The sequence below is a fragment of the Sphaerisporangium sp. NPDC004334 genome, assembly GCF_053602655.1.
Genome location: NZ_JBSGDZ010000035.1, coordinates 66,857 through 87,940, shown reverse-complemented (window position 1 = coordinate 87,940; position 21,084 = coordinate 66,857). Strand labels below are relative to the sequence as shown.

Below are 21,084 nucleotides of genomic sequence, written 5' to 3'. Positions count from 1 at the left end.
CCCGCCGCCGTCCCCGCCGTCCGCACCGTCCGCGCCGTCCGCGCCGTCCCCGGCCGTTCGCGCGGGCCGTTCGCGCGGGCCGGGCGCGGCGCCGTGCTACCCGGGCGGCCAGGTGGCAGGCAGCAGGCTCAGGTCCGCGGCGTTCCCCCCTCTGATCGCGTTCGCGGCGACCGGGTCGGGCACCGCTTCGTACACGCGCCGTACCGGATCCTCGACGCCCATGTCGAACGGGTAGTCCGAGCCGAGCAGGACCCGGCCGACGCCGACGGCGCGGATGAGGGCCACCAGCGCCTCAGGGGCGTGCACGACGGTGTCGTAGTACAGGCGGCGCAGGTAACAGCTCGGCAGGTGCCGGCACGTCCGCGCCTCGGGCCGGACGAGCCAGGCGTGGTCGAGGCGGCCGGCGAAGGCGGGCAGGTAACCACCGCCGTGGGCGGCGACGAACCGGAGCGCGGGATGGCGGTCGAGCACGCCGGAGAAGATCAGGTGGGAGAGCGCGACGACGTGCTCCACCGGCTGGCCCACGCTGTTGGACAGGTACCAGCGGTCCAGGCGGGCGTCCAGCGAGCATCCCCACGGGTGCAGGAAGATCACGGCGTCGAGCTCCTCGGCGCGCCGCCACAGCGGCTCCAGCCGGGGGTCCGACAGTTCGGTCGGCGGGCCGCCGCCCGGGTCGGTGGCGTGCGAGGCGATCTCGACGCCGCGCAGGCCGCAGCGCACGACGGCGTCCTCCAGCGCGGCCAGGGCCACCTCGGGGTGCCGGATGGGCGCGACGCCCAGGCCGCACAGCCGCTCGGGCAGGCCGGCGCAGTGGGCGGCGACCCCTTCGTTGGTGGCCTGCGCGATGGCCCAGGCGAGGCTCGGGCCGGCCCACGGGTGGTAGAGGTGCGGGGCGACCGAGACGACCTGAGCGTCCACGCCCGCCGCGGACATCGCGGCGGCGCGGGCGCCGAGATCGGTCAGCCGTTCCCTGCACTCGTCGAACCGGCGGGCGCTGACCCGCGCCGACTCCGGTCCGAGCCGCGCCCGTTCCAGTTCCTCGTAGGCCACCAGAGCGGGGCGGCCATCGGCGAGCGCGTGGACCTCGGGCAGCCAGACATGTGCGTGGACGTCCACCGTCGGGCAGACGCCGTTGCTGGTTCCGGAAGGCATGTCCGCCTCTCATGACGGCGACTCTTGCTCACCATCCTGAGCAGCAGAACAGGACAAAGCAAGACAATTCCGACGATAGACACATAGAAGGCGTCTATCCCCACCCCTGCCTGCTCCCCGCGTCAGGGCGTCGGCATCGCCGGCCTCATCGCCCGGCTTCACCCGCGACGAACGCCGCGACGAGCCGGGCGTACTCTTCGGGCTCCTCGGCGTGGACGAAATGCCCGGCGCCGTCGAAGCGGCGGAACGACCCGCTCGGGACACGCTCTCGGAACAGGCGTATCTCCTCCGGGCTGGTCACCGGATCATGGCCGCCCTTGATCAGCAGGGCGGGCTGGGTGAGCCGTCCCAGAAGGGGCAGCAGCGATTCGGAGAACCCCGGGGTACGGGTGATCTCCTCGGCGAAGCGGGCACCGCGGCTGCGGATCTCCTCCGGCAGGTCGTCGCCGGGCAGGGCCAGCCCGCGTGACCCCGGACCGAGATAGATGTCCATCCGCCGTTCGCCCAGCCGGTGCGTCAGCGCAATTCGCTCATCCCACATCAGCGTGGTGGCCGGTCCCTGGTAATCGAGCAGTTCCTCCGCCCGCGCCTGATCGGCGCTTTCCTTCAGCAGCGGCCGGGCGGCCTCGACGAGCGTCCTGGTGGCCAGGACCATGTCCCACGGCGGGTTCTCGAAGACGACCCGGGTGACGGTGCCCGGATGGGTGACGGCGTAGCGGAGTGCGAGGCGGCCACCGTATGAATGGCCGAGTATCGACCAGCGCTCGAACCCGAGCACCTCCCGCAGGGCCTCGAAGTCGGCGATCAGGTCATCTTCGGTGACCGGGCCGTCCAGCGGGTCTGACCGCTGCACCCCGCGCTGGTCCACGCCGACCAGCCGCAGCCGCCCGGACAGCCGGTCGCCCTGGAAGCACATGAAGTCGTGCGAGCCTCCGCCCGGGCCGCCGTGGAGGTAGAGCAACGGCGGCGCCTCCTCGGCCCCGCGCTGGTCGACATGGAGGCGGGTGCCGCGAACGCGGATCAACATGCGAGACAGGATAGACCGGCCTTCGCGGGGCGGACATTCCCCGGCACGACCGGCCAGGCGCGGCGGTCGGCTTTCAGGGGGCGCCGGTGGTGAGGTCGGGGGTGCGGTGCTCGTAGGGGGTGCTGAGCACGATGGTGGTGCGGGTGGAGACGTTGGCCGACGCCCGGATCTGCTGCAGGAGGTGCTCCAGCGCGTTCGGCGACTGCACGCGCACCTTGAGGATGTAGCTCTCGTCACCGGCGACGCTGTGACAGGCCTCGATGGCGGTCAGGTGCTCGAGCTTCTCGGGCGCGTCGTCGGGAGCGGAGGGGTCGATCGGTTTGATCGACACGAAGGCGGTGAGCGGCAGCCCGACCGCGTCGTGATCGACCAGGGCCGCGTACCCGCGGATGACGCCGCGTTTCTCCAGCCTGCGCACCCGCTGGTGCACGGCGGACACCGACAGGCCGGTCTCCTTGGCGAGGTCGGTGAAGCTCATGCGGCCGTCCGCGGCCAGCAGCATCACGATTCGGCGATCGATCTCCTCCACTCCGTAAACGGTAGCGCCCCATGAGCCCGTTTCGTCATCTAACCGGTTACGTCATGGTTCCAACCGACCTCCCTACGTGGCCGCGAACCGGCGCGCCCCGTCGGCGCGCCGATCGGCGGCCTACCGCAGGGGGTTTCGGGCGACGCCGGTGACGATCGCGGCGACCACCTTGTGCACGGCCCCCGCCTCGGGCGGGACGCCCGTGCGGTCGGCGAACATCAGGTGCCCGGTGCCGATCAGCATGGCGGCGAGGGTGTCCACGTCGGCGTCGGCCGCGACGCGGCCGAGCTCGCGCTCGGCGGCGAGATAGGAGCCGATCATGATCGCGGCCTCGGTCAGCACGGGGACGCCGGCCGGCCAGGCCTCGCGCAGCCGGTCGCGGAGCTCGTCGCGGGAACCGACCAGGCCGACGACGGCCACCGCCACCGACTCGAACAGGGCCGTGAGCGCGGCGGTGAGGTTGCCGGCGACGGTGCCGGTGCCCGCGGCCTCGCGCAGGGCGGCCGTCTGGCCGTCGATGAGGCCGACGCGGTCCAGGACGAACTCGGCGAGGAAGCCGTCGAAGTCGGCGAAGTGCCGGTGCAGGACGCCCTTGGCGCAGCCCGCCTCCGTGGTGACCGCCCTGCTGGTCAGCGCGCTCGGCCCGTCCCGGAGCAGGACGCGCTCCGCGGCGTCGAACAGCTGTTTGCGCGCGTCGCGGATGTGCACGCCCGTCGGCACCGCACATCCCTCCTTCCACGGCCGATCCTGCCCGATTGATAAGTGGGCAAGCGCCCACTATGGTGGGCGCATGCCCACTCTACCGTCGGCGGAGGCCTCCCCTCCCCCGTCCGAGCCGCACCACGCCCGGCAGATCGCCGAGTCGTTCGGCGTGGACGCCGAACGCTACGACCGGGCGCGTCCCCGCTACCCCGAGGCCATGGTCCGGCGGATCGTCGCCGGCAGCCCCGGCCCCGACGTCCTGGACGTCGGGATCGGGACGGGCATAGCCGCCCGGCAGTTCAGGGACGCCGGCTGCCGGGTGCTCGGGGTCGAGCCCGACGAGCGGATGGCCGGCTTCGCGCGGCGCGGAGGCCTGGAGGTCGAGGTGGCGACGTTCGAGGCATGGCAGGCCGCCGGCCGGGCCTTCGACGCGGTCATCGCCGGGCAGGCCTGGCACTGGGTCGACCCGGTCGCCGGCGCGGCGAAGGCCGCCCAGGTGCTGCGCCCCGGCGGGCGGCTGGCGGTGTTCTGGAACGTCTACCAGCCCGAGCCCGAGATCGGCGAGGCGTTCGCCGCGGTGTACCGGCGGGTCCTGCCCGACGCGCCCATCCCTCAGAGCGAGGCGTCGGACGCGGACCCGTACTCGGCGATCACCGCCAAGGCGGAGGACGGCGTCCGGCAGGCGGGCGCGTTCGGCGAACCGGAGCGGTGGCGGTTCGACTGGGAACAGCCCTACACCCGCGACGAATGGCTGGACCAGGTGCCGACCACCGGCCTGCACACCCGGCTGCCGTCCGACACGCTGCGGGAGGTGCTCGACGGCATCGGCGCCGCGATCGACGCGGTGGGCGGCGGTTTCGTGATGCGTTTCGCCACGGTGGTGGTCACCGCGGCGCGCACCGGCGCCCTCTGACTCCACTCGGCGCCCTGTGACAGCGCCCTATGACAGCGCCCCGTGACCCGGCGCGACGCGAATGCCTCCGGCGGTCAGCGGCGGCGGCCGATCCAGAGCTTCTCGGAGATGTGGCAGATCCGGTGGCGCTTCCTGCAGATGGCCACCTGGGCCGGGGAGTGGCCGATCACGCTCGCGTTGGACACGTGCTGGACGCCCCGCATGTAGGTGGGGCTGTGGACCTGCGCGTAGCTGTAGTTGTGCCGGCCGTTGCCGATCACGATGGGCCCGCGGTCACCGGTGACGGCGATGGCGCGCGCCTCACGGGGAACGGCCGCGGCGCCCGCGGAGGCCGGCGTCCCGGCCGCGGCGGCCGACAGCGCGACCACGAGCACGGCGCGCGCCGGCCACCGCGCGCCGGGGAACCCCCGGTCGGGCGGGCCGGGAGCATGGCGGCGGTCCAGGGCGTTGCGCACCTTGCCTCCCCAGGTCGCTCGCCGGCCGTCCGGTCGGATCCGGCGCCGGCGTCCCTCCGCCCATACCCGGCCGACGCTCCCCGATCTCGCCGGGGACGGGGCGCCGCACAGAAGATTGCCGCCTGTTTGCCATCGCCCGCCCGCTCCTCGCGTCAGGGCTCTGGGCGGGGGAAGGCTCCCTGAGGGGACAGGCCCGGGGGGAAGGTCGGCGATGGGCGCGTGGGCGCAGGTCACAGAGACGCACTCGGGCGTCGTGGTGCTGCTCGGAGACCGGGCGTACAAGATGAAGAAGCCGGTGCGCTTCGGGTTCCTGGACTTCACCGACCGGGAGGCCCGGCGGGCCGCCTGCCAGGAGGAGGTGGCGCTCAACCGGCGGCTGGCCCCAGACGTCTACGAGGGCGTCGCCGACGTGATCGGCCCGGACGGCCGGCCCTGTGAGCACCTGATCGTGATGCGGCGCATGCCCGCCGAGCGCCGCCTGGCCGTCCTGGCCCGCTCCGGCGCGCCGGTGGGCGAGCACCTGCGGCGCATCGCCCGCCAGGTGGCGAGCCTGCACGCCCGGGCCCGCCGCGGCCCGGAGATCGACCGGGAGGGCGGCGGCCGGGCGCTGCGAGCCCGCTGGACGGCGAGCCTTGCCGAGGTCCGCGAGCTGCACGGCGGCCCAGGCGGCCCAAGCGAAACCGGCGAACCCCGCGAACCCGGCGAACCCGGCGAACCCCGCCAGCATGGCGAACCCCGCCAGCATGGCGAACCCGGCCAGCATGGCGAACCCCGCGAACATGGCCGATCAGGCCGGTCCGGCGAGTCCGGCGGTCCGGGAAGCCCCGTGGGCGCCGCGGCGCTCGGCGCGATCGAGCGGCTCGCGCTGCGCTTCGTCGACGGCCGGGAGCCGCTGTTTCGCGCGCGCGTCGAGCAGGGCCGCATCGTGGACGGGCACGGCGACCTGCTGGCCGAGGACATCTTCTGCCTGGACGACGGGCCGCGCATCCTGGACTGCCTGGAGTTCGACGAGCGGCTGCGCTTCGTCGACGGGCTGGACGACGCCGCGTTCCTCGCCATGGACCTCGAGCGGCTCGGCGCGCCCGGCGAGGCCGTCGCGTTCCTGGATCGCTACGCCGAGTTCTCCGGCGACCCCTCCCCGCCGTGCCTGGTGCACCACTACGTCGCCTACCGGGCGTTCGTCCGCGCCAAGGTGGCCTGCCTGCGGCACGGGCAGGGCGGCACAGGGGCGGCGCGCGAGGCCGGCGAGCTGGCCGAGCTGGCGCTGCGCCACCTGCGGGCCGGCGCGGTGACGCTGGTCCTGGTGGGCGGGCCGCCCGGGACGGGGAAGTCGGCGCTGGCGGGCGCCGTGGCCGACCGCCTCGGGTACACGCTGCTGAGCAGCGACCGCGTCCGCAAGGAGATGGCGGGCCTGGCGCCGCAGACCCGTGCCGCGGCCCCCTTCGAGGAGGGCATCTACCGGCCCGAGTGGACCGAGCGCACCTACGGCGAGCTGCTGTCGCGGGCGGAGCGGCTGCTCGGCCTGGGTGAGCCGGTGGTCCTGGACGCCTCCTGGACCGGCGCCGCGCACCGGTCGGACGCCGAGCGGGTCGCCCGGCGCACCTTCACCGACCTGGTGGCGCTGCGCTGCGCGGCGCCGGCGCGGGTGGTGGCCGAGAGGCTGGCCCGCCGCACCGCGGGCGTCTCGGACGCCGGCCAGGCCGTCTCCGAGGCCATGGCGGCCAGGACCCCGCCATGGCCGGGCGCCGTGGAGATCGACACGGGGGGCGCCGTGGAGGACGCCCTGGACCAGGCGCTCGGCGCCCTGCGGCCGCCCTGCGCCCCCGCGGCCCCCCGTTTCCCCCGCCCCCGCCTGGAGCCCGGCTGATCGACGGCGTGATCCGCAGGCCGACGGCGCAGGCCGCTGACCGGCGCGCAGGCGGCACGGGCGGGCGGCCGCCGGCGGTCCGCGCCGTGTTCACCACGTCCACTCGCAGGCCGTGTCGTACATGCAGGCGTCCTCGCCGGGCCACCGGCCGGTGGGCGGCATGCCATGCATGCCATGCATGGCCGCGGGCAGGGCCTGCAACGCCCGGACGTCGGTCTCCGTCGTCACCGCCGTCGCCTCCTTCGGGATCGTAGCCGCGGCCGCCGTCGCCGTGGACGTGCTCGCCGTCGTGCCGTCGTGCGCGTCGTCCCGCGCGATCGGTCCACCTCCTCCGATGTCCGGTGTTCCGCCGGGGCATGGTCCCGCCCCGCCCAGGGCCGCGCTCGGCCGGGACCGGCGGACGCGGATGATCAGCGCGCGGATGATCAGCGGGCGGCGGGACCCGGCCCGGCGAGGACCTCCGGCAGCCACATGCGCGGCCCGCCGTCGCGCAGCCGCAGCAGCAGGGCCACCACGCCTGACAGGCCCACGTTGAAGCCGGCGGCCATCTCGGCGTCCTGGTCGCCGGGGACGACCATGCGCCCGTCCCTCAGGGCGTGCCGAAGGCCGATCGCGGCGGCCAGGTCCAGGGCCCATCGCCGGTGCCGTCCGCCGCCGCCCATCTCGGCCAGGTCCAGCAGGAACTCGGCGTCGCCGGACAGGCCGTGGCACTGGCCGGCGCCCGCGTGCCACCGGGAGCGGTGGACGGCGACGGCGGCGCCGCGCGCCAGGTCCAGCAAGGCCTCCTCGCCGGTCTCGCGCCACATCCGCACCAGGAACGTGCCGACGCCCGAGGAGCCGCTGCACCAGTGCGTCAGCGGCCGTTCGTCGCCCTCGCCGCCCGGCCAGTAGGCGGCGTCCCGCTCGACGCGGGCCGCCCGGACGAGCGTGCCGGCCGCCTCGGCCGCCAGCTCCACGTAGGCCGGCTCGCGCAGCGCCCGTCCCGCGGCGAGCAGGAAGGCGGCGTTGCCGGCGACGCCGTGGGCGAAGCCGTAGTGGACCAGGCCGGCCAGGGTGGAGGCGAAGTCGCGCGGGATCGGCCACAGCAGCCGCCCGTCCGCGCGCGTGGCCGCGCCGGCGACCGACGCGGCGGCCTCGCGGGCCCGGTCCAGGAAGACCTCGCGGCCGGTGACCTCCCAGAAGCGCAGCTGGGTCAGGCCCGCGCCGGAGGTCCCGTGGCAGACGTCGGGGTTGGGCCAGCGCAGCGGGACGCGCAGCGCCAGGTCGGCGGCCAGCCGTTCGAGGTCGTCGTCGCCGAGCGCCCGGCCGGCCTCCAACAGGGCCCAGGCGGTGCCGGAGCGGCCGAAGTACAGTCCGGGCAGCATGCGGGGTTCCCGCGGCACCCCGCGGCGGATCCATCCGGCCGCCGCGGCCACGGCCTCGCGCAGCGCCGGGTCCGGCCGGCCCCGGTACGCCCGTACCAGGACGCCGAGCACGCCGGCGGCGCCTTGCTGGACGTTGAACGGGTCGGCCGACCCGCCGAAGCCTCCGGCCGGCCACAGCCGTTCCCCGGCCGAGGTGTCCATGGAGGCGACCAGATGCGCGAGCCCGTCGTCCAGCAACCGCCCGAGGCCGTCGCCGCCGCGGTCTCCGTCTTCGTGCTCCTTCTGCGCGTAAGACGGAGAGGCGTCCGCGGCCCGCGCCCGGCCGCCGGGCAGGTCCGGCGGGCCGGGCGGGACGGACAGGGCGCGACGGACCTCGGCGAGACCGGGGCGGCGGTCGGGGTCCTCGTGCAGGAGGGCGAGGATGAGCGGCGCCAGGCGGGCGGCGGCGGGATTGCCCCGGGAGGCGTGGGCGAGCCACGCCCCGAGGCGCTCGCGCAGCGGCCGTCCCGGCGGGTCGTCGGCGGGCAGGCGGGGGTCGGCGCCGGTGACCAGGTGGAACAGCGTCGCCCCCAGCCCGTGAAGATCCACCGACTGGGCGGGAGCGGAGCCGAACCCGGTGCGCGTCCCCTGCTCGGGGGCGCCGTAACCCGGGGTGCAGGCCCGCATCACCGGCTCGCCCGGCCGGGCGAGCAGTTCCAGGTCGATGAGCCGCAGCCCGCCGTCCCCGGCGACCATCACGTTGCCGGGGTTGAAGTCCTGGAGCACCAGGCCCCGGGCGTGGACGAGCGCCACCAGTCCGGTCAGCTCGGCGGCGACGCGCAGGGCCCGCCCCGGCGGCGGACCCCAGGAGCCGTCCTGGCCGCGGGCCGTCTCCGCGTGGATCGCGCGCACCCATTCGCGCAGGGTGACCCCGGCGATCGCCTCCTGGACCAGGAACAGGTCGCCCTGCTGCTCGAACAGGCCGCCGGTGAGCGGGGTGATCCCGGACGGCTCCAGCAGCTCCAGCATGGCCGCCTCGTGCCGCAGGGCGTCGCGGACGTCCAGGCCGCCCGGAGTCGAGCCCACGTGCCTGCGGGCCTGCTTGATGATCACCGCGGATCCGGTGCGCTCGTCGACGGCCTCGAACACCCCGCCCTTGAGCGCGTGGCGGACGGCCCCGTGGACGAGGTACCGGCCGCCCAGGAGCACCGCCTCGACGGCGCCGCGGTCCCCTGCCCGCGACTCCCCCGGCCCCGGCGACCCGGACGGCTCGGACGGCCCGTCCGGCGGGGCGAGGTCGGCGGCGAAGGGGTCGCGCGGCGCCCAGGACGGCGCGGCGTACCAGGGCCTGCGCTCGTCCAGCACGTACGACCCGTCCGGGGCGACCAGCATCGCCACGCGCGAGCCGTCGTTGCCGAGCGTCACCCGGCCGCGGTGGGCCCCGTACCGGTAGTGCACCAGGCTGCCGGGCCGGTAGGAGCGGTCGGAGAGGATCACCGGCCCCGGCAGACCCTCGGTCGCGCGGTGCAGTTCCTCGGCCAGGGCGCGCAGGCGCTCGTCGTCGGCGTCGGGGTAGGCGGTGATGAACTTGCCGCCCGCGGCGCGGTCGTACCGCGGTGAGGTCAGCTCGGCCACCCGATCGAGGGTGCCGGCGAACTTGAACGGGCAGCCGTGCCGTGCGAGCACGGCGGCGGCCCCGGCCAGCACCAGCGGGGCCGACAGCGGAGTCGCCGACAGGTGCAGCTTCCATCCCTGCGCCAGGGACCCGCCGGCGCCCCGCACCGAGCACCAGAACGCGCCGGGCTCGACGCGCCGGCCGTCCGCGCCCTGCCGTTCCAGCACCGCCCGCACGACGTCCACCAGGATCGTGTCCCCGGCGGGGTCGCCGGGCGCCGGCGCGGCCTCCGCCCCGCTCGCCGGGGGCCGGGCGTTCACCGCGACTCCCCCTCCGAGGCGCGGTGAACGCACCCCGGCGGGAATGCTCGGGCGACGTCCCCCGTCACGTGCGCCGGGCGGCGGCAAGCGCCCATCATGGACCCCCGTTCTCAAACGCGCGGCCACCACGGGCTTGCCCGCACCGTGGTCGAGGCCGTCCCCACGACTCCGCCGGCGGGACCCGCAGACCTGTTCCCCGTGCCGCGGGCCCCGCCGCACCCCATGCAACGCCCCCGGCCGGGCTCTGTCTGCGTACTAATACCGGCACGCCGCCCTGTTTCCGTGGCGTCAGGAGGCCGGGGAGGGTGCGGGGCCCCCGGAGAACACCTGCGGGATGCGCGGGCCGGCGGTGACGCGCGGCCACCGCCGCCGGTGCACGACGAGGAGCACGCCGAACGGCCATACCGTTCTCTGACCTGGTAAAACCCTGGGCCGGATGTCCTAAAGGCCGCTCAAACCACTCGCACCGACATGGCAGCCTGAGGCTCGTGCGTAATCGGAACGTAATCGCAGGCATATGCGCGGCCATGTTCGCCCTGGTCGGCGGCGTTTCCACTCCCGCCATCGCCCGGTCCGCGCCCCCGGCCACCGTCCTGGCCACCGGGACGACCACCGGGACGACCGCCGCCGGCGGATCGGTCCTCCCCGCCGCCGTACCCGTGGCGCTCCCCGCCGCCGCGCGCCGGGCGCCGGAGGTCTACGGGCGCGCCACCTTCCTGCTCGACGCCTCCTCCGGCAAGGCGCTGCTCGACGAGAACGCCGCCGACCGGCTGCCGATCGCGAGCCTGACCAAGGTCATGACCGCCTACGTCGTCCTTCGCGAGGCCAAGCTCACCGACGTCGTCCAGGTCACCGGCGCGGACGTGAGCCACGCCGACGACAACGGCGGCACGAGCGCCGACCTGCGCCCCGGCGACCGGGTTCCGGTGGGCGAGCTGCTGTACGGCCTGATGCTGCCCTCGGGCGCCGACGCCGCCCACGCGCTGGCCCGCACCTACGGCCCCGGCGTCGAGGGGTTCGTCGCCAAGATGAACGCCACCGCCCGCGGGCTCGGACTGGCCGACACCCGGTACGTCAACCCCGACGGGCTGCCGATGCCCGGCGGCGACGGCTACTCCACCGCGCGCGACCAGGCGCGCCTCGCCGCGGCGGCGCTGCGCGACGCGACCTTCCGCGAGGTCACCTCTACCGAGACCCACTCGGTGGACGCGACGGACGGCCACGGGGCCTACACCTGGACCAACACCAACCACCTGCTCGGCGACCCGGGCGTGCTCGGCGTCAAGACCGGTTTCACCAACGCGGCCGGCTACTGCCTGACCTTCGCCGCCGACCGCGACGGCCGCCGCCTGGTCGGGGTCATCCTCGGCGAGGACGTCTCCAGCCGCCGCTTCTCCACCGCCGAGTCCCTCCTGGACTGGGCCGCGGACGACTCCACCTCGTCCTGATCCGCCTCAGCGGGCCGGGAGGCGGGGGCGGTTCCACCACAGGGTGAGGGACAGGGCCGTGGTGATGAGGACGCCGCCCGCGGCGGCGAAGACGGCGGAGGCGTCCACTCGGCGGTCGACGACGGTGAAGCCGCTGGGCAGGGCCTTGAGGGCGGCCTGGAGCTGGTCGGCGTTCTCGGCGCGGTGGTAGGTGCCGCCGGTGGTCCGGGCGATCCGTTCGAGCGCGGGCTCGTCGATCGTGCGGGGGTTGCGGCCCCTGTCGAAGCCGCCGCGACCGCCGCGGCCGTAGCCGCCCAAGCCGCCGTAGCCGTCGAACTAGGAGTTGTCGCAGACCATCGGGGCGGGGGCGGTGGTGCCGAACCCGATGGGGAAGACGCGGATGCGACGCAGGGCCGCTTCCCGCGCGGCGGTCTGGGGCTCGACGCCCTGGGTGTTGGCGCCGTCGGTCAGCACGACGATGGCGGCCGCGGCGTCGCCGCCGCCGCCGTTGCCGGGGTCGGCGCCGGTGGGGGCGACCGACGGGTCGACCTCGGCGATCGCGTCGATCGAGGTGAGCACCGCCTGGCCGATGGGCGCGACGTCGGTGGAGCACATCGAGCCGGAGGTGTCGAGCGCGAGCAGGATCGTCGCGGAGGTCCTCGGCACCGGCACCCGACGCCTGGGGGCGCGCGGCGCGCGGCGTCCGAGGCCGGGTGGTAGGCGCCGCCGGTCGTGCGGGCGATCAAGGTGAGGGTGTCCTCGTCGAGCGAGGTCCGCAGGTGGTAGCCGTCGACCTTCACCGTGGCCCCGGCCGCGGTGCCGACCCCGACGGTGTGGACGTGGACGCCCGCCCGCTGGGCCACGGCGGCGGCCCGGCCGACGTCGGCGCCCTGGTTCTGGCCGTCGGAGAACATCACGATCGTCGCCGACGGCCAGTAGCCGATGCCGGGCGCGGCGTCGTCCCGGCCGAGGGCCACGGGCCTGCCGGTGATCGCCGACAGCGAGGCCAGGATGGCCGTCCCCAGCGAGGTGCCGCCGGAGACCTTCAAGCGGTCGATGGCCGCGAGCGCGATGGAGTGGTCGGCGTCGGGCCGCGCGGTGGTCAGCGCGCCTCGTTCGAAGGCGACGACTCCGATGTCGACGCTGTCGGGCTGCGCCGCCACGAACGCGCGGGCCGCCCGCTGCACGGCCGCCGGCCGGGTCGGCGCGACGTCATCGGCGCCCATGCTGCCGGAGACGTCGATGGCCAGGACGACGGTGCCGGCGGTCCGCGGGACCGGCACCATGGCCGCCGGTCCGGCGGCGGCGACGGCGAGCCCGGTCATGGCGACCAGTCCCGGGTCCGGGCGACGACCTCGGCGAGCGCCTCGGCCAGGTCGCGTTCGGTGCCGATGCGGTGGACGGGCACCCCGGCCCGGCGCATGCCCGCCGTGAGCCGGGCGTCGCGGGCGTCGACGGCGGCGCGGAAGCGGGCCCGCAGCAGCGGGTCGGCGGAGTCGACGACGAGCTGCTCGCCGGTCTCGGCGTCCTCGACGACGATCAGCCCGGCCTCGGGCAGCGTGTCGTCGGCGGCGTCCACGATCCGCAGGGCGACGACCTCGTGCCGCCGGACCAGGCGCTGGAGCGAGCGCTCCCAGTCGCCGTCGCCGATGAAGTCCGACAGCACGACGATCAGCGCGCGGCGGCGCGCGAGCCGCCCGGCCGCGTCCAGCATCCCGGCCAGGTCGGTGGTGGCGCCGCCGCGCGCCTCCGAGGTGCGTTCGAGCTCGGCGCCGATCCGCAGCGCGTGCCGCCGGGTGGTGCCGGGTGGGACGACGCGCGGCGTCCCGGTGTCGAACATCAGGGCGCCGACGCGGTTGCCGCCCCTGCCGAACGGCCGGGCCAGGACGAGCGCCAGCTCGGCCAGAACGTCGTGCTTGCCGCGCCCCGGCGGGCCCGCCGCCATCGAGGCCGAACGGTCGAGCACGAGCCACACCGTCAGCTCGCGGTCCTCGGTGAACAGCCGCAGGTGCGGCTCGTCCAGCCGGGCGGTCACGTTCCAGTCGATGTGCCGGGCGTCGTCGCCGGCGTGGTAGGCGCGCAACCTGGTGAGGTCCACGCCGGCGCCGCGGTACGCGCGACGGGCGCGCCCACGGCGACGGCGCCGCCGAGCGTGGCCGGGACGACGATCTCCGGCAGCCCCGCGGGCTTGAGCGTCGCGACGTCGTGCCGGGGATCGGACGACGCGACGGCGGCCTTGGCCCTGGTGCCGTCGGCGAACGTCACGGTGACGTCCTGGTGCCTTTGACGACGTGGTTCGCCGTCAGGATCGTCCCGTCCTCGGCCGCGATCACCCCGGTTCCGAGCGACCGCCCGGCCCGGATGACCACCACCGACGGGCCGGTCCTGGTGAAGACCTCGGCCGCCGTGAGCGTCGCCGCCGAGCACGGCCGGCACGGACGAGCCGTCACGGCGAGATGGGCGCCTCGAGGTCCACGGGGACGTGGAGAAGGGTGAGCAGGCGGCGGCGCAGGCCGGAGAAGCCCGGGACGTCGACGGCGCGGGGGCGGCCGAGGTCGACCTCGATCTCCTCGGCGATGCGGCCCTGGTCCAGGACCAGGAGCCGGTCGGCCAGCAGGAGCGCCTCCTCCACGTCGTGGGTCACGAGCAGGGCGGCGAAGCCGTGCCCGGCGTGGAGCCTGCCGAACAGGGCCTGCATCTTCAGCCTGGTCAGCGCGTCGAGCGCACCGAACGGCTCGTCGAGCAGGAGCAGGTCGGGCTCGCGGACCAGGGCCCGGGCGAAGGCCACGCGCTGGGACTGCCCGCCGGACAGCTCCGAAGGCCAGGCGCCGCTCCGGTCGGCGAGCCCCACCTCCTCCAGCGCCGTCCTCGCGCGCTCGCGGGCGTCGCGGCCGCGCACGCCCAGCGCCACGTTGTCGGCCACCCGTTTCCAGGGCAGCAGCCGGTGCTCCTGGAACACCACGGCCTTGGACCCGGTGGTCGTGAGCTCACCGGTGGCCTCCTGGTCGAGTCCGGCCAGGATCCGCAGGAGGGTGCTCTTGCCCGACCCGCTCTCCCCCAGCAGGGCGACGACCTCGCCGCGCCGGATCCGCAGGTCGACGCCGGCGAGGACCGTCGTGCCGGCGAACACGCGGCGGATCCCGGTGGCCGCTACGACGCTCGCAGGCCTCGACGCCATGACAGCGTCCTCCTTTCAGCGGTGCGCAGGGCCAGGTCGGACAGCAGGCCGAGGGACGCGTAGACGACCAGCCCCAGCACGACGATCTCCGTCTGGCTGAAGTCGCGGGCCTCCATCATCATGAAGCCCAGCCCGCTCTGCCCGTTGACCTGCTCGCCGACGACCAGGCTGAGCCATCCCGCGGCGAACGCCAGCCGCAGGCCGAGGAACAGCGACGGCATCGCGCCCGGGAGCACCACGTGCCTGATCCGCTCGAGCTGGGTGAGACCGCACGTGCGGGCGGCCTCGACCAGCCTCTCGTCGATGCCGCGGATGCCGGCGTAGGTGTTGAGATAGATCGGGAAGAACGCGCCCAGCGCTACAAGGGAGATCTTGAGCGACTCGCCGATGCCCACCCAGATGATGAGCAGCGGGACGAGCCCGAGATGCGGCAGCATCCGGGCGGCCTGAACGGGCGGGTCCACCAGGTCGTCCCCGGTCCGGAGCAACCCCGCGACCGCGCCCAGGACCAAGGCGAGCGAGCCGCCGATGAGCAGCCCGAGGGCGGCCCGTTCCAGGGATTCCAGCAGGTGCAGGCCGAGGGTTCCGTCCAGGGACAGCCGCCAGGCCGCCGCCGCGACCTCGCTCGGCGCGGGGAGCTTGTCGTGCGGGAGGACGCCGGCCCGGGCGGCGCCCTCCCATCCGGCGACGAGCACGATCGGGGTGATCAGCCGCCGTGGCCTGAGCCTCACTGCAAGATGTCCAGGAAGCTCGGGTCGATGAGGGACTTGACGTCGACCTTGGCGGGAATGAGGGCGAGGCCGGCGAAGCCGTCCGCGATCTGCTGGAGTTCCTCGCCGACCGCGGCGTCCACCGGCGCGAGCGGCTGGGCGCTGCGGGCCAGGGCGCGGCGGGCGACGTCCTCGGGGATCTTCAGCTCGGGGGCGAGCAGCTTGACGCGCTCCTCGGGGTGGGCGATGCCCCAGTCGGTGACCTCGCGGTAGACCTTGAGGTACGCGCGGACCGCGTCGGGCCTGTTCTTCAGGATCTCCGGCGAGGCCAGCAGGTACTCGCGGTTGTTGGCAAGGCCCGTGGCGTCGGCCAGGACCTTCACGCCCGGGCGCTCGGCGAGGGAGAAGTACGGGTCCCAGATGATCCAGGCGTCGACCTGGTCGTTGTCGAACGCGGGACGGGCCTCGGCCGGCTTGAGGTACTGGACCTCGATGTCGGTGATCTTCATGCCGTTGGCCTCGAGGAGCTTGACCAGCAGCCAGTTGACGTTGGACCCCTTGTTGAGCGCGACCTTCTTGCCCTTGAGGTCCTTGAAGGAGGTGAAGCCGCTCTTCTCCTTGACCAGGACGGCCTCGCCCTTCGGCACCGGCCGGGAGGTCGCGATGATCTTGAACTTGGTGCCGCCGGCCGCGGCGAAGATCGGCGGGGCCTCGCCGGTCTGGCCGATGTCGATGGCGCCGGCCTTGAGCGCCTCGGTCAACGCGGGGCCGCTCTCGAACAGCGACCAGGTGGCGTCCGGGGCCGACCCCTTGGCCTTGAGCAGGCTCTGCCCGCCGAACCGCTGGTAGCCGACGCGCAGGTGCTCCTTGTCGGCCTTCGTCTCACCTCCCCCGCAGGCGGACAGACCGCCGACGAGGGCGAGCACGCCGAAGAGGTGGATGATGCGGCGCATGGGGGGCTCCTTGGGTGGAACACAGCAAACGGCCGCAAGTATGCCCAATAACCTACCTTTTGTATAGGGTAAGTAGGGATTTCGGTCCCGACCCTTTTCGGCGAGGCGACGACGTCCACCCGGGATGGCGAACCGACGAACGACGTGCTCCCGGCGCGGGATGGGGCCCACCTGGCGAATGCGCCCCGCAGGGCGGGGCCCGCGCGAGCGGCGCGGCGCGCCTCGGGCTCGCGGACGACCCCGCCCTCCCTGGGACGGCCCCCGGACGGTCAGCTGTAGGAGACCGACTGCAGGCTGCGGTTGCGGCGAATCGCTCCGGGTCTTTCCGAGGAGGCAGGTGTCCGAATCGGCACGCGTGCCGCGTCGGTGGAGAGGAAGGCCGCCGCCGGCGAAGGCGGCGGCACCGAACGGGAACCGGGCCGGAGTCACCGAACAGGAGTCACCGGGCCGGTCCCCTCGCGCGTCGCGGACGGACCCGCCGAGCCGGCGATCCGCCGCACGCGACATCTCACACCCCACCTCGCGGAAGGACCACACGATGGCGCGTAGGAAACCGGACATCGTCAGGGACCACTGGCGCGGCATGACGCGGGCGGCCCAGGACGACCCTGACCAGACTCCCGAGGAGATCCGCGAACGGGTCGAGCGTTACTGGCCCGGCCTGACGACCGACCCCGGCGGCCTGGACTACCTGGAGACCGAGGTGGCCGGCCTGCCCGCGCTGTGGGCGGTCCCGAAACACAGCCCCGAGGACCGCGTGATCCTCAGCGTGCACGGCGGCGGCGGCGTCAGCGGCTCGATCTACACCCACCGCAAGATGTTCGGCCACCTGGCCAAGGCCTCCGGCGTCCGCGCGCTGATCACCGGCTACCACCGGACGGCCTATCCCGTGCCGGTCGAGGACACCGTCACCGCCTACCGCGGGTTGCTCGACCAGGGTTTCGACGCCGGGCACATCGCACTCGCCGGCGACTCGCTCGGCGCCGGGGTGTCCCTGGCGGCGATCCTGCGCGCCCGCGAGCTCGGCCTTCCCCTCCCCGCCGCGTTGATGCTGCTCTCCCCGTGGGTCGACATGACGGTCGGCGAGGAGACCTTCGACACCAACCGCGCGACCGAGGAGTTCTTCTACAAGGAGGTCGTGGAGATCCTGGCGTACCTGTACCTGGGCGGCGCCGACCCCAAGGATCCGCTGGCGAGCCCGCTCCACGCCGATCTGAGCGGCCTGCCGCCGATCTACATCCAGGCGGGCGGCGACGAGACGCTGCTCGGTGAGGCCCGCCGGCTCGCCGGCAACGCCCGCGCGGCCGGCGTGGACGCCGAGATCGAGGTCTTCCCCGGCCAGCTGCACACCTTCCAGATGGCCGCCGGACGCTCGAAGGTGTCCGACGACGCCATCGGCAAACTGGCCCAGTGGGTCCGCCCCAAGCTCCGCCTCCCCTAGGCCCGGACGGCCGCACGCCGGTGAGCCCGCCCGCGGGCTCACCGGGAACGACGGTCGCACGACCCCGGCTCCGAGGGAGCGCCGGGTTCAGCTTTCCTTGGTGAGGGCGCGGGAGATGACCAGGCGCTGGATCTGGTTGGTGCCCTCGACGATCTGCAGGACCTTGGCCTCCCGCATGAGGCGTTCGGCCGGGAAGTCCTCGACGTAGCCGTAGCCGCCGAGGACCTGCACGGCGTCGGTGGTGATCTTCATGGCGGCGTCGGTGGCGAACAGCTTCGCCATCGCCGCGCGGGTGCCGTACGGACGGCCCGCGTCGCGCAGGCGGGCGGCGTCCAGGTACAGGGAGCGGGCGGCGGCGATCTGGGTGGCCATGTCGGCGAGCAGGAAGCCCAGCCCCTGGAAGTCGGCGATGCGCCTGCCGAACTGGCGGCGCTCGCGGGCGTAGGAGACGGCGGTGTCCAGGGCGGCCTGGGCGACGCCGACGGCGCAGGCGGCGATGCCGAGCCGTCCCCCGTCCAGGGCGGCCATGGCGATGCGGAAGCCCTCCCCCTCGCCGCCGATCAGCGCCTCGGGCCCGAGTCGCACCCCGTCCAGGCGCACCTGGGCCGTCGGGGAGGAGCGCATGCCCATCTTGCGCTCGGGCCGGCCGAACGACAGCCCGGGCGTGTCCGCCGGTACGTGGAAGCAGGAGATGCCCCGGGCGCCGTCGCCGGAGGTGCGCGCCATCAGGGTGTAGAAGTCGGCCACGCCGCCATGGGTGGTCCACGCCTTGACGCCGTCCACGACGTACCCGCCGTCGGCGGCCTGGGCCCGGGTGGTCAGGGCGGCGGCGTCGGAGCCGGACTGCGGTTCCGACAGGCAGTACGCGCCGAGCAGCTCGCCGCCGATCATGGCGGGCAGCAGGTCGGCCCGCCTGTCCTGCGCGCCGTAGGCGGCCAGGGGGAAGCACGACAGGGTGTGCACGGAGACGCCGAGGCCGACGGCGAGGAACGCGCCCGCCAGCTCCTCGACCACCTGCAGGTACACCTCGTAGGACTGGGCGGCGCCGCCGTGCTCCTCGGGGTAGGGCAGCCCGAGCAGGCCGGCCCTGCCCAGGGTGGTGAACACCTCGCGGGGGAAGCGGCTTTCGGCCTCGTCGCCGGCCGCGCGCGGCGCGACGTCCTTGGTGATGATCTCCCGGACGAGGTCCAGCAGGTCGTGGGCTTCGGGCGTGGGCAGGGCGCGGTCGACCGTCATGTCGGCACTCCAGGTCACGGGGGGGCGGGGATGAGGAGTGGCGTCCCGCCGCACGGCCTCCTGGGGAGGTCGCGAGGCGGGACGGTGGGCACGCGTCGGCCTGGGTCAGACCACGACGAGGTCGTGGGGCCGGTTGTTGAGGCGCTCGCCGCCGGTCTCGGTGCACACGACGATGTCCTCGATGCGCGAGCCATGGCGTCCGGGCAGGTAGACGCCCGGCTCGACGGAGAAGGCGAACCCGGGCGCCAGCGGCTCGGCGTTGCCCGAGACGATGTAGGGCTCCTCGTGGGTCTCCAGCCCGATGCCGTGGCCGGTGCGGTGGATGAACCGCTCGCCGTACCCGGCGTCGGCGATGATCTCGCGGGCGGCGGCGTCGACGGCCTCGCACGGCACGCCCGGCCGCACGGCGGCGCACGCGGCCTCCTGGGCCTGGCGCAGCACCTCGTAGTAGGCCGAGAAGTCGGCGGGGGGCTCTCCCACGCTGTAGGTGCGGGTGGAGTCGGAGCAGTAGCCGCTCGGCATCTGGCCGCCGATGTCGACCACCACCGGGTCGCCGGCCTGGATGACCCGGTCGGACAGCTCGTGGTGCGGGCTCGCGCCGTTGGGGCCCGAGCCGACGATGACGAAGTCGACGGTGGAGTGCCCGGCGGCGAGGATGGCCTCGGCGATGTCCCTGCCGACCTCGCGCTCGGTGCGGCCCTCCTTGAGCAGACCGGGGACCTGGGCGTGGACGGCGTCGATGGCGGCGCCGGCCTCGCGCAGGGCGGCGACCTCGGCGGGGCTCTTGCGCATGCGCAGCTCCCTGAGCACCGACCCGGCCAGCACCTGCTCGGCGCCGGGGAGGGCGGAGCGGAAGCGCAGCGACTGCATCGCCCACATGCGGTCGGCCAGCCCCACGGTGGCCACCGCGCCGACCCGGCGCGCGACCAGGGCGTAGGGGTCGTCGGTCTCATCCCAGGCGACGAACTCCAGGCCGAGCCGGGAGGCCGGGGAGTGCTCGGCGGCCGGCAGCTCCAGCCGGGGCACCACCATGAACGCCTCGCCCTCGGCGGGCACCACGAGGCAGGTGAGCCGCTCCAGCGGAAGGGCGTCGTATCCGGTGACGTACCGCAAATCGGGGCCGGGGGTCAGCAGCAGCGCGCCGATGCCGGCGGCGGCGGTGGCGGCGCGCACGTCGGCCACGCGCGTCACCGGGTAGAGATCCAGGGACGTCGTTGTCACACCGACCAATGTATTGCACCGCGTTCACGGCCGTCCGCCCCCCTGTCCCAGCGGCGCGACGACGCGCCCGCCCGGCGGCCGGCCGCCGAACCCACGCCCGCCCGCCATCACGGTCGCCTCAATGGTTGACGCATCAACACTTGACGCCGCAACTACCTGATATGCTTGACTCGTCAAGGAGTTGGGGCGGAGCGGCCCTCCGACATGAGGGCCGTCACGAGCCACTTCTGTCAAAGCCCTGACCCCCGAGCGGTTCGACGCTCTCGCCGGCGTCCTCGCGACCAGCTCCACCCGGAACGGTCCGCCGTTCCCGCCAAGGAGGGATTCTCATGATCGGCGGAGCCTCGCCCCCGCGCATCGCCGTGCTCGGCGCCGGGCACGTCGGCCCCGCGATCGCGCGGGTCGCGATCGCCGCCGGCCACCCGGTGACGATCTCCGCCTCCGGCGACCCGGAGAAGATCGCCCTCATCGCCGGCGTGCTGGTGCCCGGAGCCGAACCCCGCTGGGCCGCCGACGCCGTCGCGGACGCCGACCTGGTGATCCTTTCGATCCCGCTGCACAGGTTCGCGGCACTGGACCCCGCCCTGGTGGCCGGCAGGCTCGTCGTCGACACGATGAACTACTGGCCGCCCACCGACGGCGTCCAGGAGCCGTTCGAGGACCGCCGGTACGGCAGCAGCGAGATCGTCCAGCGGCGACTGTCCAGGTCGACGGTCGTCAAGACCCTCAACCACATCGGCTACCACGAACTCGAAGAGGAGCGCCGGCCGGTCGGCTCGCCCGAACGCCACGCGCTCGGCGTCGCCGGCGACGACCCTGCGGCCGTGGGCGTCGTGGCGGAGGTCATCGAGCGCATCGGCTACGACGCCGTCCGGCTGGACACTCTGCGCGCCGGCCGTCTGTTCCAGCCCGGCGGGCCGGTCTTCGGGGCGTCGCTACGCCGGAGTGAGTTCGAACGCGCCCTGGACGCCGAAGCCGCCTGAAGCATCCCCCGC

At 74.5% G+C, this 21,084-nt stretch carries 23 protein-coding genes; 5 read left to right on the top strand and 18 right to left on the bottom strand.

What is annotated here, in order from left to right:
* Positions 1-96 precede the first annotated feature (96 nt).
* The 4 genes from ACWEN6_RS34880 to ACWEN6_RS34865 form a co-directional block, all read right to left on the bottom strand.
* Positions 97-1,152: an amidohydrolase family protein gene (locus ACWEN6_RS34880; RefSeq protein WP_452576328.1), complete on the bottom strand. Its 1,056-nt coding sequence runs from the start codon at positions 1,150-1,152 to the stop codon at positions 97-99.
* A 145-nt stretch (positions 1,153-1,297) separates the two neighbouring features.
* Positions 1,298-2,179, bottom strand: coding sequence for an alpha/beta fold hydrolase (locus ACWEN6_RS34875; protein WP_452576326.1), 882 nt, complete (start codon positions 2,177-2,179; stop codon positions 1,298-1,300).
* 73 nt (positions 2,180-2,252) lie between these two features.
* On the bottom strand, positions 2,253-2,708 hold the full coding sequence (locus ACWEN6_RS34870; protein ID WP_354852852.1) for an Lrp/AsnC family transcriptional regulator: 456 nt from the start codon (positions 2,706-2,708) through the stop codon (positions 2,253-2,255).
* A gap of 120 nt (positions 2,709-2,828) precedes the next feature.
* Entirely contained in the window at positions 2,829-3,428 is a 600-nt protein-coding gene (locus ACWEN6_RS34865; protein ID WP_354925990.1) for a TetR/AcrR family transcriptional regulator, read from the bottom strand.
* Between the two features lie 70 nt (positions 3,429-3,498).
* On the opposite strand from ACWEN6_RS34865, the gene ACWEN6_RS34860 reads away from it, so the two are divergent.
* On the top strand, positions 3,499-4,323 hold the full coding sequence (locus ACWEN6_RS34860; protein ID WP_452576324.1) for a class I SAM-dependent methyltransferase: 825 nt from the start codon (positions 3,499-3,501) through the stop codon (positions 4,321-4,323).
* 74 nt (positions 4,324-4,397) lie between these two features.
* Here ACWEN6_RS34860 and ACWEN6_RS34855 read toward each other — a convergent pair whose 3' ends face one another.
* Entirely contained in the window at positions 4,398-4,778 is a 381-nt protein-coding gene (locus tag ACWEN6_RS34855) for a hypothetical protein (protein ID WP_452576322.1), read from the bottom strand.
* 211 nt (positions 4,779-4,989) lie between these two features.
* Between ACWEN6_RS34855 and ACWEN6_RS34850 the strand changes: the two genes are divergently transcribed.
* Positions 4,990-6,645, top strand: coding sequence for an AAA family ATPase (locus tag ACWEN6_RS34850; RefSeq protein WP_452576320.1), 1,656 nt, complete (start codon positions 4,990-4,992; stop codon positions 6,643-6,645).
* A gap of 90 nt (positions 6,646-6,735) precedes the next feature.
* Here the strand turns inward: ACWEN6_RS34850 and ACWEN6_RS34845 are convergent, their stop codons facing one another.
* Positions 6,736-6,873: a hypothetical protein gene (locus ACWEN6_RS34845; protein WP_452576318.1), complete on the bottom strand. Its 138-nt coding sequence runs from the start codon at positions 6,871-6,873 to the stop codon at positions 6,736-6,738.
* Between the two features lie 197 nt (positions 6,874-7,070).
* Positions 7,071-9,923, bottom strand: a complete 2,853-nt coding sequence (gene lanL, locus ACWEN6_RS34840; RefSeq protein WP_452576316.1) for a class IV lanthionine synthetase LanL — start codon at positions 9,921-9,923, stop codon at positions 7,071-7,073.
* A gap of 527 nt (positions 9,924-10,450) precedes the next feature.
* Here lanL and ACWEN6_RS34835 point away from each other — a divergent pair.
* Positions 10,451-11,371, top strand: a complete 921-nt coding sequence (locus ACWEN6_RS34835; protein ID WP_452576314.1) for a D-alanyl-D-alanine carboxypeptidase family protein — start codon at positions 10,451-10,453, stop codon at positions 11,369-11,371.
* Positions 11,372-11,377: 6 nt separating this feature from the next.
* Here the strand turns inward: ACWEN6_RS34835 and ACWEN6_RS34830 are convergent, their stop codons facing one another.
* The 9 genes from ACWEN6_RS34830 to ACWEN6_RS34790 are packed head-to-tail and all read right to left on the bottom strand — an operon-like array spanning position 11,378 to position 16,191.
* On the bottom strand, positions 11,378-11,668 hold the full coding sequence (locus ACWEN6_RS34830) for a hypothetical protein (protein ID WP_452576312.1): 291 nt from the start codon (positions 11,666-11,668) through the stop codon (positions 11,378-11,380).
* Positions 11,669-11,686: 18 nt separating this feature from the next.
* Entirely contained in the window at positions 11,687-11,824 is a 138-nt protein-coding gene (locus ACWEN6_RS34825) for a hypothetical protein (RefSeq protein WP_452576310.1), read from the bottom strand.
* Complete coding sequence (locus ACWEN6_RS34820) at positions 11,818-12,675, bottom strand: VWA domain-containing protein (protein ID WP_452576308.1); 858 nt, start codon at positions 12,673-12,675, stop codon at positions 11,818-11,820. Before ACWEN6_RS34820 ends, ACWEN6_RS34825 begins: the two co-directional genes overlap by 7 nt.
* The gene (locus ACWEN6_RS34815) at positions 12,672-13,448 is read right to left on the bottom strand and encodes a DUF58 domain-containing protein (protein ID WP_452576306.1); all 777 of its coding nucleotides are present in this window, start codon (positions 13,446-13,448) and stop codon (positions 12,672-12,674) included. Before ACWEN6_RS34815 ends, ACWEN6_RS34820 begins: the two co-directional genes overlap by 4 nt.
* Positions 13,382-13,615, bottom strand: a complete 234-nt coding sequence (locus ACWEN6_RS34810; RefSeq protein ID WP_452576304.1) for a hypothetical protein — start codon at positions 13,613-13,615, stop codon at positions 13,382-13,384. Before ACWEN6_RS34810 ends, ACWEN6_RS34815 begins: the two co-directional genes overlap by 67 nt.
* Positions 13,612-13,800 carry a hypothetical protein gene (locus ACWEN6_RS34805; protein ID WP_452576302.1) on the bottom strand — a complete coding sequence of 63 codons (189 nt, stop codon included), beginning with the start codon at positions 13,798-13,800 and terminating at the stop codon, positions 13,612-13,614. Before ACWEN6_RS34805 ends, ACWEN6_RS34810 begins: the two co-directional genes overlap by 4 nt.
* Positions 13,797-14,528 carry an ABC transporter ATP-binding protein gene (locus ACWEN6_RS34800; RefSeq protein WP_452576300.1) on the bottom strand — a complete coding sequence of 244 codons (732 nt, stop codon included), beginning with the start codon at positions 14,526-14,528 and terminating at the stop codon, positions 13,797-13,799. Before ACWEN6_RS34800 ends, ACWEN6_RS34805 begins: the two co-directional genes overlap by 4 nt.
* Positions 14,501-15,259 carry an ABC transporter permease gene (locus tag ACWEN6_RS34795; protein WP_354852830.1) on the bottom strand — a complete coding sequence of 253 codons (759 nt, stop codon included), beginning with the start codon at positions 15,257-15,259 and terminating at the stop codon, positions 14,501-14,503. The genes ACWEN6_RS34800 and ACWEN6_RS34795 overlap by 28 nt, the downstream gene beginning before the upstream one ends.
* Positions 15,256-16,191, bottom strand: a complete 936-nt coding sequence (locus ACWEN6_RS34790) for an aliphatic sulfonate ABC transporter substrate-binding protein (protein ID WP_452576298.1) — start codon at positions 16,189-16,191, stop codon at positions 15,256-15,258. The genes ACWEN6_RS34795 and ACWEN6_RS34790 overlap by 4 nt, the downstream gene beginning before the upstream one ends.
* A 538-nt stretch (positions 16,192-16,729) precedes the next feature.
* Here ACWEN6_RS34790 and ACWEN6_RS34785 point away from each other — a divergent pair.
* A complete protein-coding gene (locus ACWEN6_RS34785) occupies positions 16,730-17,632 on the top strand; it encodes an alpha/beta hydrolase fold domain-containing protein (RefSeq protein WP_452576296.1) in 903 nt (300 codons plus the stop codon).
* A gap of 87 nt (positions 17,633-17,719) precedes the next feature.
* Here ACWEN6_RS34785 and ACWEN6_RS34780 read toward each other — a convergent pair whose 3' ends face one another.
* Both ACWEN6_RS34780 and ACWEN6_RS34775 read right to left on the bottom strand, forming a co-directional pair.
* A complete protein-coding gene (locus tag ACWEN6_RS34780) occupies positions 17,720-18,868 on the bottom strand; it encodes an acyl-CoA dehydrogenase family protein (RefSeq protein WP_452576294.1) in 1,149 nt (382 codons plus the stop codon).
* 105 nt (positions 18,869-18,973) lie between these two features.
* A complete protein-coding gene (locus ACWEN6_RS34775; RefSeq protein ID WP_452576292.1) occupies positions 18,974-20,089 on the bottom strand; it encodes a M24 family metallopeptidase in 1,116 nt (371 codons plus the stop codon).
* 329 nt (positions 20,090-20,418) lie between these two features.
* Here ACWEN6_RS34775 and ACWEN6_RS34770 point away from each other — a divergent pair, with 329 nt between their 5' ends.
* Entirely contained in the window at positions 20,419-21,072 is a 654-nt protein-coding gene (locus ACWEN6_RS34770) for an NADPH-dependent F420 reductase (protein WP_452576290.1), read from the top strand.
* Positions 21,073-21,084 lie beyond the last annotated feature (12 nt).

Bases quoted from the DNA above. Each gene is read 5' to 3' on its own strand.
- ACWEN6_RS34880 (WP_452576328.1), bottom strand. From the start codon at position 1,152: ATGCCTTCCGGAACCAGCAACGGCGTCTGCCCGACGGTGGACGTCCAC.
- ACWEN6_RS34875 (WP_452576326.1), bottom strand. From the start codon at position 2,179: ATGTTGATCCGCGTTCGCGGCACCCGCCTCCATGTCGACCAGCGCGGG.
- ACWEN6_RS34860 (WP_452576324.1), top strand. From the start codon at position 3,499: ATGCCCACTCTACCGTCGGCGGAGGCCTCCCCTCCCCCGTCCGAGCCG.
- ACWEN6_RS34850 (WP_452576320.1), top strand. From the start codon at position 4,990: ATGGGCGCGTGGGCGCAGGTCACAGAGACGCACTCGGGCGTCGTGGTG.
- ACWEN6_RS34835 (WP_452576314.1), top strand. From the start codon at position 10,451: ATGTTCGCCCTGGTCGGCGGCGTTTCCACTCCCGCCATCGCCCGGTCC.
- ACWEN6_RS34820 (WP_452576308.1), bottom strand. From the start codon at position 12,675: ATGACCGGGCTCGCCGTCGCCGCCGCCGGACCGGCGGCCATGGTGCCG.
- ACWEN6_RS34800 (WP_452576300.1), bottom strand. From the start codon at position 14,528: ATGGCGTCGAGGCCTGCGAGCGTCGTAGCGGCCACCGGGATCCGCCGC.
- ACWEN6_RS34790 (WP_452576298.1), bottom strand. From the start codon at position 16,191: ATGCGCCGCATCATCCACCTCTTCGGCGTGCTCGCCCTCGTCGGCGGT.
- ACWEN6_RS34785 (WP_452576296.1), top strand. From the start codon at position 16,730: ATGGCGCGTAGGAAACCGGACATCGTCAGGGACCACTGGCGCGGCATG.
- ACWEN6_RS34780 (WP_452576294.1), bottom strand. From the start codon at position 18,868: ATGACGGTCGACCGCGCCCTGCCCACGCCCGAAGCCCACGACCTGCTG.
- ACWEN6_RS34770 (WP_452576290.1), top strand. From the start codon at position 20,419: ATGATCGGCGGAGCCTCGCCCCCGCGCATCGCCGTGCTCGGCGCCGGG.